Origin of the sequence: Hydrogenophaga sp. A37 (assembly GCF_002001205.1) — a bacterium.
Lineage (GTDB): Bacteria > Pseudomonadota > Gammaproteobacteria > Burkholderiales > Burkholderiaceae_C > Hydrogenophaga.
Window position 1 is genome coordinate 1 of the sequence record NZ_MUNZ01000063.1, and the last position, 18115, is coordinate 18115.

Sequence of the window (18115 nt, forward strand, 5' to 3'; positions counted from 1 at the left end):
GTGGTTCATGGGTAAACCTCCGCTCTGCGAGCTGCGGTGCGAGCGGGCTTGGGGCGGCCCGGCGCTGCGCTCATGGCAACACCTCCGCAGACGTCAACAACCGCTCGCCCACATCCGCCACGAGCAGGTGCTCCCAGTGGGGCGTGTCGCGGATCACGCCCATGGCCTGCAGGGTCCGGGCCAGGCTCTCTGCCTGCTGACCCAGGCGCTTGGGGTGGCCCGACAGCAGGTCCACCGATTGCCGGGCGGTGAAAAACCGCAGGCCCTTCAGCGTTGCGAGGTACGCGTCCACCGTCAGATCAACCTCGGGCGCCAGCAAGCGCGCACTCGCTTCGGGCTGCTCCTGCAATGTCCACAAGCCCCGCTGCCAGCCGGCCACCAGCGCAGCCACCTGCTCGGGCCGCGCCGCCAGCGTCTGCGCCCGCACCACCAGCACATCCATGATGTCGCCGGGCATCGCCCGGCTGTCGAAGATCGGGTGGTAACCCGCTGCGCGCAGGGCGCCGGCCAGCGGCTCGTAAGACACCGCGGCGTCCACACGGCCACTCCTGAGTGCCGCCAGGTGCTGAAACGCTTCAAGGCGGCTCACCACCACGTCGCTCTGCTGCAACTGGCCCGCCTGCAGCAGGCGTTTGAGCACCAGTGCACCGACCGCCGAGCCCTCCACGGCAATCGTCTTCCCCCGCAGATCCCGGGGGTTCGTCACCGAAAGACCGGCCAGCACGAGGTCGGCGCCGGCCGAACCGCTGAGCACCGCGACGATGCGGATGTCCGCCCCTTCGTCGGCCAGCCGCAGTGTTTCGTCCAGCGTCAGTGCGGCCGCGTCCAGCAGACCGTTGCGAAAATTGCGCAGCGTCTCGGCGCTCGACGGCAGTTCGATCACCTTGACCTGCCGGGCATCCAGCAAACCCTTGTCACGGGCCAGCGCCAGGGGGTCGTAACCCACCCAGGCATTCATGCCCACCTTCAAGGGTGCCTGCGGCGCAGGCTGGCAGCCAGCCAGCCACACCAGCATGAGCAGGAGGCAAGCCTGTGTCAGGCGCGCCAGGTCTCGGCCCATGTTCAGCTGCTGACCCGACCCTCCGGTGATGTGTGGCATGTTGGGGGAGTTGAAGAACGGTGGATGCGTTTCATTCTGTCACCACCGGCCCGGATATCCCACATGGGACCTGGCAAGTCCCGTGCGAAGCGATGGAACGACCGCTCAGTAAACGCCGACCGCGTTGAGGTACCAGCCCTTGTACCGATAGTCCGAGTGGCGCAAATCGTCGCTGAAGTCGGTGAAGTTGTAGCCCACCCCGAGGCGGAAATGGGGCGTGATCTGTTTGTCCACGCCGGCCAGCCAGCCAGAACGCTGGTTCTTGTCCTGCACGGTCTGCAGCCAGCGGTGTTCGACCATCACATCCCAGCTCTGCAACACGCGGTAGCGGACCTGCCCGGCGACGAAGTGGCGGGTGTTTTCATACCAGGCGCCGGTGTTGCGCCCCTCGCGCAATTCGCCGTTGCGGTAGGCGTATTTGCCGCCCACCTCCCACACCGGGTTGATCCGGTACAGCACCTCGGTGGCGGCGATGTGCGCCCGCTGATCCACCGCGTTGTTGGCCACGCCGGAAGCGGGTGAAATCTGCGCCACCGAGCCCAGGTCGTACAGATAGGTGTACTTCGACAACCAGGCCCAGCGGCCACTGTCGGCCGGGCGGTACGCCAGCCCCACGCTGGCTTCGGTGAAACGGGCGTCGTCGTTGCGGTCCTGCAGGTCCCGGGTGAGGGAGGTTCTCAGTCGAACCGCCGTGCGCCAGTCTTCGCTGAACTTGCGGGTCAGCCCCACGCTCAGCAGGTACTGGTTGCGGGCCTGAGCACCGCGGTCCCGGCGGTACTCGAACCGCGGCGTGAAGCTGGTCCGGGCGTCGTTGTAACTGGCCAGCACGGTGCCCGTGCGCCGCAGGGTTTCGCCGCCATCGGCGTCCTCGATCCGGCTCTGCGCGTAGCGCAGGCCGAGCTGCCAATGGCGCGCAATGTTGTAGTCCATGCCCAGGTTCTGGCCGCGCCCGCTGGTCCCCGCCCGTTCGCTCAGCTGCGCCTCCTGAAACAGGCTCAGGCCACCGCCCGCGTTCCAGCGCTGCCCCAGCGACAGGCTGCGACCGAGCCCGTCTTCAAACGGGTCGCTGCCAAAGAGGTCCCCCGGTTGCGTGGCGTAGGCATAGCGGGTGTACAGGTTGTAGTCGGGTGTGACGTAGTAGCTGCCTTCGAGCTTGCCTGCCACGCCGCGCGTGCCGGTCGACACCTCGGCCGTCGCCGAGGAACGCTCGCCGAAGTACCGGGTGGCCCCCAGTCCGAAGCGGTCGTTTTTCAGCGTCTCGTCGCTTTGCAAAGTGCTCTGCACAAAGGCATAGCCTTCGGTCTGGCCACCGAACTTGCGCTTGTAGCGAAGCCCCATGTAGGTGGCGGTGCCGATCCCCTGCCCCGCGTTGCGCACCGCCTCGTCCCGTTCGGCAAAGTCACCGCTCGGTTCGGCCGAGCGAATGCGGCGCAACTCCAGGCCCACGCTTTGCACATCGTCCAGGCGCCAGTTGCCCACCAGCTGGGCTTGCTCGAGGCGCGCCTGGGCATCGGTCTCGCGCCGACTCAGCCGCGCGCCCACGTCCAGATCGGTACTCACCTGCCCCAGCAGTTCGACACCCGACTCGCGGCTGTGCAGCCCGGCCGATTCGGCCCGAGCGGTGGAATAGCCGGCCTCCCGGTCCTTGTACCAGGCCCCGGCGCTCACATTGCCCTTCGTCAGCCCGAGCTCATAGAGGTTGACCTTCGCCTCGACGCCCACCGCCCGCCCGGATCGATCTTCGGTCTCCACGGCCACCGCCCGCTGGGTGTAGGTGAGACCGCCGTTGTCGGAGTAGTGCACGTCCGACTGGGTCGATTCGCTCTGGGCCAGCTCGGCCTTGAGGTAGGTGCCCCGCCCTGCGCGCAGCGTGACATCCACGCCCTGAAGTTTGTAGTCGTCGCCCGCGCGGTCTTCCGACACCACCGTGCCGCCGACGGCCACGTGGTCGCCCGCCCAGACCTGGCCACGCCCGCCCACCACCAAGTTCTCCACGCCCTCGGGGACGTATTCGTAGTCCACCAGGAGGTGGTTCTCGTGGTCGCCTTCCGCGCTCAGGCGCGTGATGCCAAACCCGCTGTCCAGGTCGCTGCGGCCCAGCGGGCGGCTCAGGATGATGCGGCCCTGGATGTAGTCGATCTCATAGTCGGTGCCGAAGACCAGGCGGCCGCGCCGGACCACCTGCCCGGTCACCCGGTCACGGACCTCGACGTGCAACTGCTCGGAACCCCGCAGCACGTCGGTGTGCTTGAGGTAATACAGGCTGCCCCCGGTGCCCAGCAGATCGCTGTAGCCTTTGGCCGACTGGGCCTCCGAGGCAAACACGCTGGCCTGCGCCTTCGGGTCGTCGAACCGTGTGGTCTCGTTGCTGCGCCATTTGAGCGCTCCGCCATAGAGCGTGCGTTGGTACTGGTTGAACTCGCCGCCGTCGATGCCCGTGTTGAAGTTGCCCCAGATGGCCTGGTTCTTGTCCCAGTCGAGCCGCACGTAGAGCTTGCCGGCGCTGTCCACATCGCGGTAGCCGCTGGCGTCATCACCGTACACCGAGTAGTACTGGTCCGGATCGAGGCGTCGGAAGATGTCCTGGGGCGTGGACTTGAAGAAGTTCTTGAACAGGTTGTTCAGTTCCTGGTCTTCGGTGTCGGCCTGGGCGGTGATGAGGTATTTGCCCTGGATCTTGCCTTTGAGGTAGAAGGCCAGGCGCCCTTCCTTGAGCAGTTCCTGATCGAAGCCGTCTTCCGCCGAAGCCGGTTCGATGTTGCCCGATACCTTGGATTTGGACAGGTAGAAGTCCGCCATGCCGACCATGAAGAAGTACTCACCGCTGATGTTCACGTCCAGCTGGCGCGAAAAGTCCGGGGTGGTCTTCAAGCCACTGACGTCGATCTTCAGGCCATGCGAACCGACCGGGAGCAGGAACTCGGACACGAAGCGGCGGTTGATGTCCAGCGACACCGTCTTGCCGTTGATCTTGATCTGCGCGTCGTCCGGAATGTCCTGCCCGAAGATGCGCACGATCGAGCCCGACAGGGGAATGTTCTGCTTCACGAGACCGTTGACCAGCTGGGCCTGGCGCGCCAGGCGCTGGTCGAGGGTGAAGCCATCGGCGAGCTGGTTGCTCTCGCTGAGCAACTGCTCTTTGGCCAGGCGCCATTCCTGCTCGGTGTACAGGCGCACGGAACGCGTCTGTGTTTCGTCCAACTGTCCGCCTTTGCCATAGGCCCTCACCAAGTAGACCAGGGTGTCCCCGGCACGCAGGCCATGGCCCGCGGGCAACTGGCCGTCCCATTTCGCAATCCCCTCGCCGCTCACCGGCAAAGACAGGGTGACCAAAGGTTTGACCAGATCGGTGTCGCGCCCGTTGAACACCAGCAGCTCCATGCGCTCGATGAAGCTGGCGTAGTTGCTGCTGTAGTTGAAGCTCAGGCCCTCGCTCAGCATGTCGTCGCGAATGCCGGCGATGGAGGTGGACGACACGTTCATCTGCGGCGTGAGGTTGGCTGGGTCTTCCGTCGCCCACACCCGCCCACCGCCCGGCAGGGTCAGCACCTGCCCGGGCCTCACCTGGGGCACCTGGGTCGTGGCCGGCGCGGCCACCGTGGCGGGCGCCTGCGCGGCAGGCTCGGCGGTTTGCGCGCTGGCCGCCAAAGGCGTCAACACGAAGACCGCGCCCATCGGCAGCAGCGCCGCCGCACGGAACCAGTCCCCCCCGGTGCGCTGGCGGCGCATGGCGACAAGACGTTCAATGTGGTGTGAAGTGAGTTTCATCTTGTGGTCATCCGTACGGGTTGTGTGCGGTTTCAAGGGGTCGCCTGACCCAGGGTGGTGTGCGCTGCAGACGCGCGATCACCACCCTCGGGGTCTTGGCAGGCGGGGAAGGCGTTCACCTTCGGAAGCCAGGTCAGATGCGGGCCATCAACGCGACGGTGTGGGTGCGGGAGCTCCCGGCGCCGGAGGCGGTGGCGGCACCACGACGGCGGCAGGCGCTGCGTTGTCGAACCCGACACCGAAGTCGAACCGCACCATCAGGCCGCCGGTCAGGCGACGCACCAAGGGGTTCTCCGTCGTCACGCGGGCACCCTGCGGCAGGCTGACCGGGTCCAGCTTCAGCACAAAGTTGCGTCCGCGCATCCGCGCGGCGGCATCGATGCCTTCAATGTGGAAGCGGCCGTAACTGTCCGTCTGCACAACGAGTCCCTCGGGGCTGGCCAGGCGCACGCCCGGCAGGCCCAGCTCGGAGACACCGCGGTTGGTGAGGATGTAGTCCACCCGGTGCTTGCCATCCACCGGCGTGACCGTGCGCTCGACGCGCAGGTCCTGACCGTTCAGGCCGGCGGCCACGTCGCCCTCGTGCCCGTAGACCACCTCACCGCCGGGTTTCACGGTGATGCGTGTCCCTTGCCCACTGGTGATCACGCTGTCCCCGACCCACACCGGGGCGGTCAGCCACTGGCTGATCACCACGCGGGACAGCGGGGTCGCGGGGTCGGCGTCGCCCCGTCCGCGCAGGGTGCCGATGCGGATGCCGTGCAGCAGCGGTGCGCTCGCATCGGGTTCCGGCTGGGCGCCCTGTCCGCGGTCCACGGTGGTGGAACCGGCCACATAGACGGAGGCGTCGATGCCGCCCTGGATCTTCACGTCGTGGGCGTCGGCGCTGTCTTGCCAGCCGTCGCCGTCCCGGTCGATGAACACCCTGCCGATGATCGATGTTTCGTCGGTGTCCGGGTCGGCCGAGACCGACACCACGGCCTTCGCCGTGCTGCCGACCTGCGCGCCTTCATGCAACGGGACGGCGGTGTTCACCGCGTCACCCCGGCGAGCGTTCGCGCCCACACGAAGCACGTAGGTGATGAACGCTTTACCGTTGCCGGCGAGGTCGATCTGATCCAGCGTGATCGGGCCGGTGCCGGCCACCGTGCCACTGGCGTTGCGGTCCTGGAACCGGGCGCTGCCCGACACCAGGCTGAAACCGGGCGGTGGGGTGTCGACGATCTGCAGCCCCTCCACCTCGGTGTCGTTCTCCGAGAGGTTGTCGATCTGCAGCGTGTAGGACACGAAGTCACCCACACGGGTCTGTTTCACGTTCGCGGTCTTGATCACCCTGACCAGGATCTGGCACTGCTTGATCTTCACCACGATGGTGGCGGTGTCGCAGTTGTTCGACACGCTGCGCTGGCAGATCTTGTAGGTGATCGAGTACGACCCACCCGGGGTGCCCGCCGGCACCTTCACGTCGCCCGTGGCCGTGTTGAGCTCGGGAACGGGCTTGCCTGGCTTGGTGGGTTTGGCGGCGGAGACCACCGAACCCAGGACCTCGGCAGCGCGGATCGGCTGGCCATCGATGGTGTCGTTCTTGTAGGCATTGCCGACGATGGCGTCCGCCTTGGGACACATGATTTCGCCGAAGTCATCGTTCTTGGCCCGCACCACCGCGGGAATCACCTGGGTGCTCAAGGTGACGCGGCATTGGGCGTCCTGACTGCCCGCAGCGCACCGGGCGCTGCTGACCGTGGCCACGTTCACCACCCGGCGCGCCCGCGCATCGGCCGCGGTGACGGTGTAGGTGCCCTGGAGCACGCAGGACTGACCGGGCAAGACCGTGGCGCAGGTGATGCTGCCCGGCGCGATGCGGGCGTCGCTCACCACCACATCGCTCAGCGGAACAAAGCCCGCGTTGCTCAGGGTGATGCGGTAGGTCAGGGTGTCGTGCAGCGACACCTTGCCGTTCCGGTCCTCATCGGCATTGCTCAACACCTGCTTGGTCAAGGTCTGCCGGGGGCTGCCCGTGCTCCTGACCTCGAAGTTGAAGACCGCGAGCTGTCCGTTGGCGTCGGTGACGGTCACGCTGATGTTGAAGGTACCGACCTGGGTGGCCGTGCCCGACAGCAAACCGCTGGCACTCAGGCTCAGACCCGTGGGCAGGCTGCCGCTGGTCAACGCAAACGTGTAGGGCGCCACACCGCCAGAGGCCGTGAGCAACTGGCTGTAGGCCTCACCCGCCACCGGATCGGGCAGCGTGGTGGGCGTCACCGCGAAGGTGGGCGCCGCGACGTTGAGCACGTGGTTCTGTGCCACGGAGAACGGCGCCCCTGCGCCTGTGAGCGCGCTGTCCGTGGCCGTCACCGTGATGGGATAGCTGCCCGGTGCGGTCGGCGTGCCCGAGAGCGTGTTGCCGCTGAACGTCACCCCTGTCGGCAGCGCGCCGGTCAACGCGTAGGTGTAAGGACCGGGGCTGCCGCTGGCCGTGAAGACCTGTGAATAGGCCACGCCGTAGGGCGCCGTCAGCACACCCGCCGCAGGGGTCATCGTCAGCGTGGGGGCGCCAACCACCAGGGTGTAAGCGCGGCTGCCGACCTGACTGAAGTTGTCGGTCACGGTGACCGTGAAGCTGAAGCTACCGACCTGTGTGGGAGTGCCCGTGAGCGCGCCACCGGTGCCCAAGGTCATGCCCGCCGGCAGGGCACCAGCGGTCAGGGCGAAGCTGTAGGGAGCCACGCCGCCACTCGCCGTGATCGTCTGGCTGTAGGCCGTGCCGACGGCAGGGTTCGGTAGCGATGCAGGATTGACCACCAGGGTCGGCGCTGCCACGTTGATGGTGTAGTTTTGAGCGACAGAGAACGGCGCGCCCGCACCGGTCGCCAGCGTATCGGTGGCGGTCACCGTGACCGGGTAACTGCCGGGCACGGTCGGCGTGCCGGAGACCGTGTTGCCGCTGAACGTGAGGCCCGCCGGCAAGGCGCCGGTCAAACCGTAGCTGAAGCTGCCCGAGCCCCCGCTGGCAACGAAGCTCTGCGAATAAACCACGCCGTACGGAGCGGTCAACGCTCCCGCTGCGGGTGCCAGTGTCAAGGTGGGTGCACCGATGGTCACGGTGTAGGCACGCGAGCCCGTCTGAGCATTGGCGTCCGTCGCGGTGACCGTCAGGTTGAAGGTGCCCACCTGGTTCGTGGTACCGGACAGCACGCCACCCGTGGACAGGGTCAAGCCGGCGGGCAGGCTGCCGGCGCTCACCACGAAGCTGTATGGCGCGATGCCACCCGAGGCAGTGACCGTCTGGCTGTAGGGCGTACCCACCGCCGGATTGGGCAGCGTGGTCGGGCTCACCGCGATGGTGGGTGCCGCCACCGTCAGCGTGTAGCTCTGCGCGATCGAGAACGGTGCACCGGTGCCGCTGGAGCCTGTGTCGGTGGCCGTGATGGTGAAGTTGTAGCTGCCTGGCGCCGTGGGTGTGCCCGAGACGGTGTTGCCCGAAAAACTGACGCCCGCCGGCAGGGTGCCCGCCGTCATGGCATAGCTGTACGGACCGGTGCCGCCGCTGGCCGTGAAGCTCTGGCTGTAGGGCACTGCATAGGGCGCACTGAAGGTGGTGGCGGCCGGGGTCAGCGCCAGACCCGGCGCAGCCACGGTCAGCACATACACATCGCCGACCGTGTACGGGCCGTTGCCGGTGCTGCTGTCGGTGGCGGAGGCGTTGAGCGTGAAGATGCCTGCCTGGGTCGGCGTTCCGGACACGGTCACGCTGTTGGGGGTGGTGCCGGTGATCGACAGCCCAGCCGGCAGGTTGGTGACGATGAAACCGCTCCAGGGCGGTGCCCCCCCGATCAGGGTGATGGTCTGGGCATACGGCGTGCCGACGGTGGCCGAGAAACTGCCGCTGGCCGTGGCGGTGATGACCGGGTCACTCACCGTGACGGTGACCGTGGCCGGCGCCGAGGTGCCCCCGGTGTTGGTCGCCGTGTAGGTGAAGCTGTCTGGCCCGGCATAGCCTGTGGTGGGCTGGTAGGTGATGGACGTACCCGATGCGATGGCCGTGCCGTGGGCGGGTGCCGTGCCGATGGCGACCGAGGTCGGCGTGCCGCCGGTGATGTTCAAGGTGACCGGCGTGGCGGCGGCGTTGTAGGCCACGGTGAGCGACGACGCATTGGCGATGGGAGGCAGGTCGATCACGGTGATGGCATACGACTGGGTCGCGGTGTACGGGCCGGTGCCCGTGCTGCTGTCGATCGCGGTGATGCTGAAGTTGAACGTGCCCGTTGCGCTCGGGGTGCCGGTGATGGCACCGCTGGGGGCGCTGAGGGTCAGGCCACTCGGCAGTGCACCGGCGGTGACCGCGTAGCTGTAGGGTGCCGTGCCACCCGAGGCTGCGGTGATGCTGGCTGAGTAGGCGGTGCCGACCGTGCCACCGGCCAGGCTGGTCGCCGGCAGCACGATGGTGGGAGCGGTCACGACGAGCGTGTAAGCGCGGCTGCCCGCGAACGGCCCCGGGAAGGGGCTGCTGTCGGTGGCGGTGGCGGTGAAGTTGAAAGTGCCGCCGGCCGTCGGCGTGCCGCTGAGCACACCGCCCGCAGACAAGGTCAGGCCCGCGGGCAAGGCGCCGGCCGTCACCGCGAAGCTGTAGGGCGCCACGCCGCCGCTGGCGGTGAGGGTCTGGCTGTAGGCTGCAGCGACGGCACCGCTGGGAACCGTTGCCGGGTTGACCGTCACTGGCACGTCGTCGTTGGTGATCGTGCCCAACCCTTGGTTGTCGGCGATGGTGGCGTTGGTCGCACCGCTGAGGTTGACGAAGAAGGTTTCGCCGGCCTCGGGCACGGTCTCGCCCGCCACCAACACCGTGATGGTCTGCGTGGTCTGGCCCGGGGTGAAGGTCAGCGTGCCGCTGGTGCTGGTGTAGTCGGCCGACTGCGTGGCGGTGCCGTCGGCGGTGGCGTAGTTGACGCTCACGGTCTGGCCGCTGGCCGCACTCAGGGTGACAGTAAAGACGGCGCTGGTGGTGCCGCTGTTGCCCTCGACCACGGTGACGTCGTCGATGGACAGGCTCGGCAGCGGGTCGTCGTTGACGATGGTGCCCAGCCCCTGAGCGTCGCCGACCACCGCATTGGTCACGTTGGTGACGTTGACGAAGAAGGTCTCGCTCGGCTCGTTGAGCGTGTCGCCGTTGACCAGCACGGTGAAGCTGTAGGTGCTGGAGCCGGCCGGAATGGTCTGGCCGGTCAGGCTGTTGGCGACGTAATCCACGCCCGCCGTGGCTGTGCCGTTGGCGGTGGCGATGTCGAAGGTGACGCCGCCCGGGCCCGCCGGGGTGCTCAGCGAGACGGTGAATGTGAAGTTCGTGGTGCCCGCGTTGCCCTCGGCCGCGGTGACGTCGTTGATCGTCAGCGTGGGCAGATCGTCGTTGAGGATGGTGCCGGTGGCGCTGGCCGGTGCACCGACGGTGTAACCGGCGCCCGCGGCGAGGGTGAGGATCACCGTTTCGTCGGTTTCGATGGTGGCGTCGGCCGTCGGGTTGACCGTGATGGTGCCGGTGGTGCTGCCGGCCGAGATGACCAGCGGCGAGGTCACGGCCGCGTAGTCGGTGCCGGAGGTGGCGGTGCCGGCGACGGTGAAGTTCACCGAGGTTGCAACCAGAGGGGCCTGGGTCAAGGTGACGGTGTAGACCAGATTGGTCGCCCCGTCTTCGGACACGCTGGCGGGCGCCACGGAAATGGTGGCACTGGGCACGTCGTCGTTGAGGATGGTGCCGGTGGCGCTGGCGGGCGCGCCGACCGTGTAACCGGTGCCGGCGTCGACGGTCAGGATGACCGTTTCATTGGCTTCGACCGTGCCGTCCACCGTGGGGTTGATGGTGATGGTCGCCGTGGTGGCACCCGCGGGGATGCTCACCGTGGCCACGCCGCCGATGTAGTCCACGCCTGAAGTGGCGGTGCCGCCGGTGGTGATGTTGACCACCGTCGCCGACGACAGGTTCAGGCTGCGGGTGATGGTGTAGACCAGGTTGGTCGCGCCGTCTTCACTGACGCTGGCCGGGGATACCGCGATCGAGACCGTCGGCGGCGGGCTGACGGTGAGGGTGAAGGCTTCAAGTTCGAAATAGCTGCCCGGGCCGGTGCTGGCATCGGTGACGCGCAGGGTGACCGGGTAGTTGCCGGGTGCGGCGGCCGTGGTGCCGCTGACCACGCCGGCGCTGGAAATCGTGATGCCAGCGGGGAATGTACCTGTTTCCAGAAGATAGCTGTAAGGGGCGACGCCACCGGTGGTGGAGAGCGTCTGCGAGAAAGGAGCGCTCTGGATGGCGGTGCCGCTGGACGTGGCGAGCGCGAGGCTCGGGTTCTGCACCGTGCCCGTGTAGCCCTTGTCCACAAAATCGGAGACGCTGTCGGTGGATCGCACGGTGAAGGTGTAGCTGCCGCGCTGGGTCGGCGTGCCGCTGAGCACCCCAGCGCCGGACAGGCTGAGGCCAACCGGCAAGGTGCCGGATTGCAGCGTGTAGGTATACGGGGCGACACCGCCGGCCGAGGTCAGGGTCTGAGAGAACGGTGTGCCGGCGGTCAGGGTCGGCAACGACGCCGGTGACACCACGATGGCCGAGGCTGCCGGGGTGATGGTGACGTTGAAGAACAGCTCATCGCCGTTTTCGTCTTCCAGCGCGAACGTGTCGGTGGTGGTCGCCGTACCGTTGTGGGTGTACGAGACCGTCTGGTTTCCCCCCCCACTCTGGGGGCCGAGATCGACCGAGCCGTTGACCGGCAGGAACGGCGCGAAAGGCCCACCCATGCCGAAGTTGAACGGACCGTCGCAAGCAGCCAGATCGATCGAGGTCACCGATCCGCCATTGGCCACCGTGAGGTTCTGCGCCGGGCAATACGGCGAGACCTGAGCCATCGCCAAACCCGGCAGGCACAGCGCCATGGAAAGCCAGATCCATCGCGCCTGCAACAGCGTCCACGTGCGCAAGCGGCGCAGGCACAAAAAAACACCCAGATTCAAAGTCCCTGCAGGCATCAGCCCCTCCATCTCAGTCGTTCTGACCTGTGTTGTTTGCGTGACCGGTGCTTCGGAAACGAACCGTTGCGCGGTGTCAGTATAGATACAAGGTGTAACAAGGAAGTTGTCATCGGACCACAGGCAGGGTCTTTGCTTCGTGTTGTTCTGGCCGCTCTTCGTGGCTTCGCTTGCGAATGTGACCTGAGGTTGTGGTCAATGGCTTCGGCACCTGTCAGCGTTGACAGGGGACCGCCCAATCTCGCCCGTTCAAAGCACACAGAATGCAACGCGGCGGCGCTGCACCTGCGCCAACCACCAACCACCAAGGGGGGACTGAAGTGAGCGATTTCTTCATCGGCCAGGTCATGATGACCGGCTTCAATTTCGCGCCGAAATTCTGGGCGCAGTGCAACGGCCAGTTGCTGCCGATCAGCCAGAACCAGGCGCTGTTCTCCCTGTTGGGCACGCAGTTCGGGGGCAACGGCACCACCAACTTCGCCCTGCCCGACCTGCGTGGGCGATCCCCCGTGGGTTATGCCAGCTCGGTCGACCCGGGCTGGCAGCCCCCCGGGGTGCAGATGGGCCAGACGGGCGGCGCCGAGAACGTCACGTTGCTCTCGAGCAACCTGCCTGCGCACACCCACACCATGGCGGCGTCGACCGCACCGGGCGACAACCGCACCCCGGTGAACCGCCTGCAGGCCACCAGCACCAACTCCGCGACGGCGGCCAACCTGTACGCTCCCTCGAACGGTGCGCCGGTGGCGATGAACGTTCAGTCGGTGGCCACGGCCGGCGGCAATCAGCCGCACCCGAACCTCCAGCCCTACACCGCGATCAATTTCTGCATCGCGCTCAGCGGCATCTTTCCCTCGCGCGACTGACGGCCAGAGCCAGAGCCCCCTGACAGATCATTCGGAGCACCGTTTCATGTCCACACCTTATATCGGCGAAATTCGCACGTTTGGCTTCGGCCGCACCCCCATCGGTTGGCAGGCCTGCGACGGCAGCCTGCTGCCGATCTCCCAGTACGACACCCTGTTCGTCCTCATCGGCACCACCTACGGCGGCGATGGCCAGAGCACCTTCGCCGTGCCCGACCTGCGTGGCCGCCTGCCCATCCACCAGGGCCAAGGCCCGGGACTGAGCAGCTACGTCATGGGCCAGATGGCCGGCACCGAAAGCGTGACGCTGCTGACGACCCAGATGCCAACGCACACCCACACCATGATCGCGACCACGGGCGCGGCGACCTCACTGACACCGGGCAGCACCCTCCTGCCCGGCTCGGTCAGCGGCGACGTCTTCTACGCCACCGATGTCACCGGTGCCACGGCCGCGGCAATGTCCGCGCAATCCACCACCATCGGTGGCGGCTCGCAACCGCACGAAAACACCATGCCCACACTGACGGTGCAGTACTGCATCGCCACCGAAGGCATCTTCCCGCAACAGGCCTGAACGCAGAACAACCCCACGAAGGAATCAGATCATGAGCGAACCCTTTATCGGCGAAATCCAGATGTTCGGCTTCAACTTCAACCCGCGCAACTGGGCGTACTGCAACGGCGCCACGCTGCCGATCCAGCAGAACACCGCGCTCTTCGCACTCATCGGCACCACCTACGGCGGCAACGGGACGACCACGTTCCAACTGCCCAATTTCGCGGCCCGCGCTGGCTGCGAACAAGGCCAGAGCCCGGGACTCAGCGAACGTTTGCTGGGAGAAACCTTCGGCGTCAACACGGTCACCCTGACCAGCACCGAAATCCCGGCGCACAACCACGGCATCAACGCGTTCGCCCAATCCGACAGCTCCAAAAAGAGCGGCTCGCCCAGCAACAACAGCGCGCTCTCCACGCTGGGCAGCAATACCGCGAAACCGTTCAACGCCGCGTCCCCCAACACCTCCCTCGCCCCCAACATGATCCAGCCCAGCCAGGGTGGCGGGCAGCCTCACCAGAACCAGCAGCCGTACCTCGGCGTGAACTTCTGCATCGCGCTGCAAGGTGTCTTCCCTTCGTTTCCCTGATGTGACGACGGCAGCACCGCAACCGCTGGCGCCGTTCCCACGGGAACGCGCCGACCGCATGCCAACTCCCGCGCTCCTTGCCGATCGCGGGTTTTTTTTGCGCGCGCTGTGTGATTCAGACTTGCCTTGGCTGTGCGATCTCTACGCCAGCACGCGCAGCGATGAGATGGCCCAGGTGCCTTGGCCCGATCACGTCAAACGCCAGTTCCTCGAACAACAGTGCTTGCTGCAACACCGACACTATCTGGGGCACCACGGAGATGCCTCGTTTCTGGCCATCGAGCACCGCAACCTGGGGCCGGTGGGAAATTTCTACCTGCTGCAGACCCCACCAGAGCATCTGATCATCCACATCAGCCTGCTGCCCCACATGCGCGCCAGCGGACTGGGCTCGGCGTTGGTGCGACAGGCCCAGGCCGATGCAGCCGCACTGGGGCGCGGCGTGCGTCTGCACGTGCTGGAGACGAACACCCGCGCACGCGCGCTCTACGAACGGCAGGGCTTCATGGCGGAAACCAGCGAAGGAGCGCATCTTTCCATGCGCTGGTGCCCCTGAGCCACTTGGCCCTCGGCGCCGCTCGCTGGGCCAAGAAGGCCAGCACCGGCAGACTCGGTGGCCACCGTCAGTTGAACACCGCCTGGTAGAGAAATCCGGCTTTCTCGTACGCGATGGGGACGAGAAAGATGCCCACCTCACCGACCCGGGCGTGGTGCATGGGGTAGATCTTCTGAGGAAAGAGCACCGCCGCAGAATTTCGAAACAGCAAAGAAAACGGCCGCCGGACGGCGTTGTGGGCCTTTGTTTCGATGGATCTGGCCTCGACCAGAACGAACTCCAGCGACACGCCGTCCAGCTGGGTGACAAAGGGCTCGTTCACGCAGCCCGAGAAGTGGTCCAGTGTCAACAGGTTCATGGTCATTCCACCGTGACCGACTTGGCCAGATTGCGGGGCTTGTCCACATCGGTCCCCTTGGCCAGCGCTGTGTGGTACGCCAACAGTTGCAGCGGCACCACGTGCAGGATGGGTGAGAGTGCGCCATAGTGCTCAGGCATGCGAATCACGTGGATGCCTTCGCCGCTGGTGATGCGGGTGTCGGCGTCGGCCAGCACATACAGCACGCCGCCGCGCGCGCGCACCTCCTGCATGTTGCTTTTGAGTTTCTCTAGCAGCGCATCGTTGGGCGCCACCGTCACCACCGGCATGGCCGATGTCACCAGCGCCAGCGGGCCGTGCTTGAGTTCGCCCGCCGGGTAGGCCTCGGCGTGGATGTAGCTGATTTCTTTCAGCTTCAGGGCACCTTCGAGCGCGATGGGGTAGTGCAGACCCCGCCCAAGGAACAGTGCGTTGTCCATGCGCGCGAAATCTTCGGCCCAGCTGATCACCTGCGGCTCCAGCGCCAGCACGGCCTGCAGCGCCACGGGCAGGTGGCGCATGGCCTTCAGATGCTGCGCTTCCTGCTCGTCGCTCAAACGACCGCGCGCCTGGGCCAGCGCCAGCGTCAGCAGGAACAGACCGGCGAGCTGGGTGGTGAAGGCCTTGGTGGAGGCCACACCGATCTCGACGCCCGCTCGGGTGATGTAGGCCAGCTTGCACTCGCGCACCATGGCGCTGGTGCCCACGTTGCAGATCGTCAGGGTGTGTTTCATGCCCAGACCCTGTGCGTGGCGCAGCGCAGCCAGGGTGTCGGCGGTCTCACCGCTCTGCGTGATGGTCACGATCAAAGTGCGCGGGTCGGGCACGCTGGTGCGGTAGCGGTACTCGCTGGCCACTTCCACCTGCGTCGGGATCTGCGCGATCTCTTCCAGCCAGTATTTGGCGGCGCAACCGCTGTAGTAGCTGGTGCCGCAGGCCAGGATCAGCACCTTGTCGATGTCCTTGAACACGCCGTGGGCGCCATCGCCGAACAGCTCGGGCGTGATGCCCTCGACGCCCTCGAGCGTGTCGGCAATGGCACGCGGTTGCTCGAAGATCTCCTTCTGCATGTAGTGGCGGTAGGGACCGAGTTCGGCCGCACCGCTGTGCGCGTGCACGGTCTTGACCGGTCGCTGGCCCGCTTCAAAGACACGCCCCCGCGCGTCGGCCACCCAGTAGCGGCCCAGTTGCATGTCCACCAGATCGCCTTCTTCAAGGTAGACGATCTGGTCGGTCACCCCGGCCAGCGCCATCGCGTCGCTGGCCAGAAAGTGCTCGGCCCCGACCACCCCATCGATCTGACCCACACCCAGCACCAGCGGAGAGCCGGCGCGCGCGCCGACCACGCGGTGCGGCTCGTCCTTGTGGAACACGGCCAACGCGTAGGCGCCGTGCAACTGCACCACCGCGGCCTGCAAGGCCCCGAAAACGTCGCCTTCGTACAGCGAATCGATCAGGTGGGCGATGACCTCGGTGTCGGTCTGGCTCTCGAACACGTAGCCCTTGGCCTGCAAAGCCGCGCGCAAGTCGTCGTGGTTTTCAATGATGCCGTTGTGCACCAGCGCCACCCGACCGACCGCACCGGTCGACGCCGACGGGCCGTGGCTGAAGTGGGGGTGGGCGTTGTGCACGACGGGTGCGCCATGGGTGGCCCAGCGGGTGTGGGCGATGCCCGTGCCGCTGGCGATGTGCTCGGTTTGCACCTCTTTCACCAACTCGGCCACTCGGGCCGTGCTGCGGGCCCGTTTCAGGCTACCCGAATGCACCGCCACACCACAAGAGTCGTAACCCCGGTACTCCAGACGCTGCAAACCCTGAACCAGCACCGGCACGATGTCGCGCCTCGAAACCCCTGCCACGATGCCACACATGCTCTGCTCCAAAAATCAAAGTGAGGCCATGCTACCCAGCATCAAAAGAAATTTTCAATCTCATTTCAAATGAAAATGAAGAATAATTCCTCATTCCATCAGTCACGAAATTTTTAGAACACAAGAACACAAAAAATGGAATCAATTGAACTGGATGAAGCCGACTTGCGCTTGCTCAGCCTGCTGCAAAACGATGCCTCCCTCAGCAACAAGCGCTTGGCGGAGTTGGCCCACGTGTCACCACCCACCAGCCTGCGGCGGATCAAGCGCCTGCACGCGCTGGGGTTGATCGAGCGCCAAGTGGCCTTGCTGCAGCCGGACCGCCTGGCGGCCTTGACGGGTCACGGCCTCACCGCTCTGGTCGAGATCACGCTGGAACGCCAAGGTGCGGAACAGCTGCAGGCCTTCGAAGACCGCGCGGTTGCCGACCCGGCGGTGCAGCAGTGCTACCGGGTCAGCCCGGGGCCGGACTTCGTTCTGGTGGTCCACAGCCGCGACATGCCGGACCACCTCGCCTTGTCTCAGCGCCTGTTCACCAGCGACGCCAATGTGCGCAACGTCAAGGCCTTCTTCAGCCTGCGACGGGCCAAGTTCGACCCGCGGCTACCGATCTGAGCCCCGTGCGAGTAGCAACAATGGGTTATCGATATCCATGTCACGCCACACACCCCCTAAAATTCGGTCACAAAAATGGCTTAGTTAACCGGAGGTTTCATGTTTCCACTGTGGATTGCGTTTGTTGTTGCCATCGCCTTGGTGGCGCTCGGTGTCTGGGTGTATCGCCGTTATTTCCGCACGGCGTCCGGACGCGAAGACCGTTACACGCCCGAGCGAATCCTCACGCCCGAGCAGGTCGCCATGCTGGACTACCTGTGCGAGACCTTCCCCGATCAGGTGGTCTTGCCCAACATGCCGCTGCGAAACATGTTGTCGATCCGGCGCGCCATCGACCGTCAGCGCGCGACCGAGCGGCTGCGCACCCAGAAGGTGGATTTTGTGGTGTGTGACGCCGAGGGGCGTCCGGTGTTTGCGTTCGACGTGGAGCAATACCACCTGAGCGACGCCAAGGCCAAAGCCCACCAGCTGAAGATGAAGAACCGCATTCTCAAGACGGCGGGGGTGCGCTTCCTGTTCCTGAAGAACAGCATTCACCGCATGCCCTCGCCCAACGATTTCCGCCGCCAGCTCGACCTGGCCGCCCTGCCCCGGCCCAAGCCACAGGACGCGGAACCCCAGGACAGCGCGCGCCAGCGCCTGGAATCCAAGATGTCGGAATACGACACCCTGGCCTACCCCAACACCGGGTTCAAAGAGTCCGAAGTCATGGGCCTGAGCGGCCTGATGGGGCTGGGTGAGGCCAAGGCCGACCGCAAGAACGATCTCGACAGCCCGCTGGACAGCCGAACGGAATCGGTCCGCCGGCGCGCCTGAGCGCCAG

11 protein-coding genes are annotated in these 18115 nt (G+C 66.1%); 6 read left to right on the top strand and 5 right to left on the bottom strand.

Annotated elements, in window-relative coordinates:
• Positions 1 to 70: 70 nt before the first annotated feature.
• The 3 genes from B0E41_RS03980 to B0E41_RS03990 all read right to left on the bottom strand — a co-directional run bounded on the left by B0E41_RS03980 (position 71) and on the right by B0E41_RS03990 (position 11878).
• Positions 71 to 1099, bottom strand: coding sequence for an ABC transporter substrate-binding protein (locus B0E41_RS03980; protein ID WP_143433643.1), 1029 nt, complete (start codon positions 1097 to 1099; stop codon positions 71 to 73).
• Positions 1100 to 1204: 105 nt separating this feature from the next.
• Positions 1205 to 4867: a hypothetical protein gene (locus tag B0E41_RS03985; RefSeq protein WP_143433644.1), complete on the bottom strand. Its 3663-nt coding sequence runs from the start codon at positions 4865 to 4867 to the stop codon at positions 1205 to 1207.
• A 147-nt stretch (positions 4868 to 5014) separates the two neighbouring features.
• Complete coding sequence (locus B0E41_RS03990) at positions 5015 to 11878, bottom strand: putative Ig domain-containing protein (RefSeq protein WP_171984657.1); 6864 nt, start codon at positions 11876 to 11878, stop codon at positions 5015 to 5017.
• Between the two features lie 320 nt (positions 11879 to 12198).
• Here B0E41_RS03990 and B0E41_RS03995 point away from each other — a divergent pair, with 320 nt between their 5' ends.
• The 4 genes from B0E41_RS03995 (at position 12199) to B0E41_RS04010 (ending at position 14448) form a co-directional block, all read left to right on the top strand.
• Positions 12199 to 12744: a tail fiber protein gene (locus B0E41_RS03995; RefSeq protein ID WP_077329160.1), complete on the top strand. Its 546-nt coding sequence runs from the start codon at positions 12199 to 12201 to the stop codon at positions 12742 to 12744.
• Between the two features lie 46 nt (positions 12745 to 12790).
• Positions 12791 to 13321 (top strand): tail fiber protein, encoded by a 531-nt coding sequence (locus tag B0E41_RS04000; protein ID WP_077329083.1) that lies wholly within the window; start codon positions 12791 to 12793, stop codon positions 13319 to 13321.
• Between the two features lie 31 nt (positions 13322 to 13352).
• Complete coding sequence (locus B0E41_RS04005) at positions 13353 to 13892, top strand: tail fiber protein (protein ID WP_077329084.1); 540 nt, start codon at positions 13353 to 13355, stop codon at positions 13890 to 13892.
• Positions 13893 to 14013: 121 nt separating this feature from the next.
• On the top strand, positions 14014 to 14448 hold the full coding sequence (locus B0E41_RS04010; protein ID WP_216350727.1) for a GNAT family N-acetyltransferase: 435 nt from the start codon (positions 14014 to 14016) through the stop codon (positions 14446 to 14448).
• 67 nt (positions 14449 to 14515) lie between these two features.
• Here the strand turns inward: B0E41_RS04010 and B0E41_RS04015 are convergent, their stop codons facing one another.
• Together B0E41_RS04015 and glmS are read right to left on the bottom strand one after the other, a co-directional pair.
• Positions 14516 to 14806, bottom strand: a complete 291-nt coding sequence (locus tag B0E41_RS04015; RefSeq protein ID WP_077329086.1) for a hypothetical protein — start codon at positions 14804 to 14806, stop codon at positions 14516 to 14518.
• A gap of 2 nt (positions 14807 to 14808) precedes the next feature.
• Complete coding sequence (gene glmS / locus B0E41_RS04020; protein WP_077329090.1) at positions 14809 to 16677, bottom strand: glutamine--fructose-6-phosphate transaminase (isomerizing); 1869 nt, start codon at positions 16675 to 16677, stop codon at positions 14809 to 14811.
• 135 nt (positions 16678 to 16812) lie between these two features.
• Between glmS and B0E41_RS04025 the strand changes: the two genes are divergently transcribed.
• On the top strand, positions 16813 to 17292 hold the full coding sequence (locus B0E41_RS04025) for an Lrp/AsnC family transcriptional regulator (protein WP_077329092.1): 480 nt from the start codon (positions 16813 to 16815) through the stop codon (positions 17290 to 17292).
• A 99-nt stretch (positions 17293 to 17391) separates the two neighbouring features.
• Entirely contained in the window at positions 17392 to 18108 is a 717-nt protein-coding gene (locus B0E41_RS04030; RefSeq protein WP_077329094.1) for a DUF2726 domain-containing protein, read from the top strand.
• Positions 18109 to 18115: the final 7 nt, after the last annotated feature.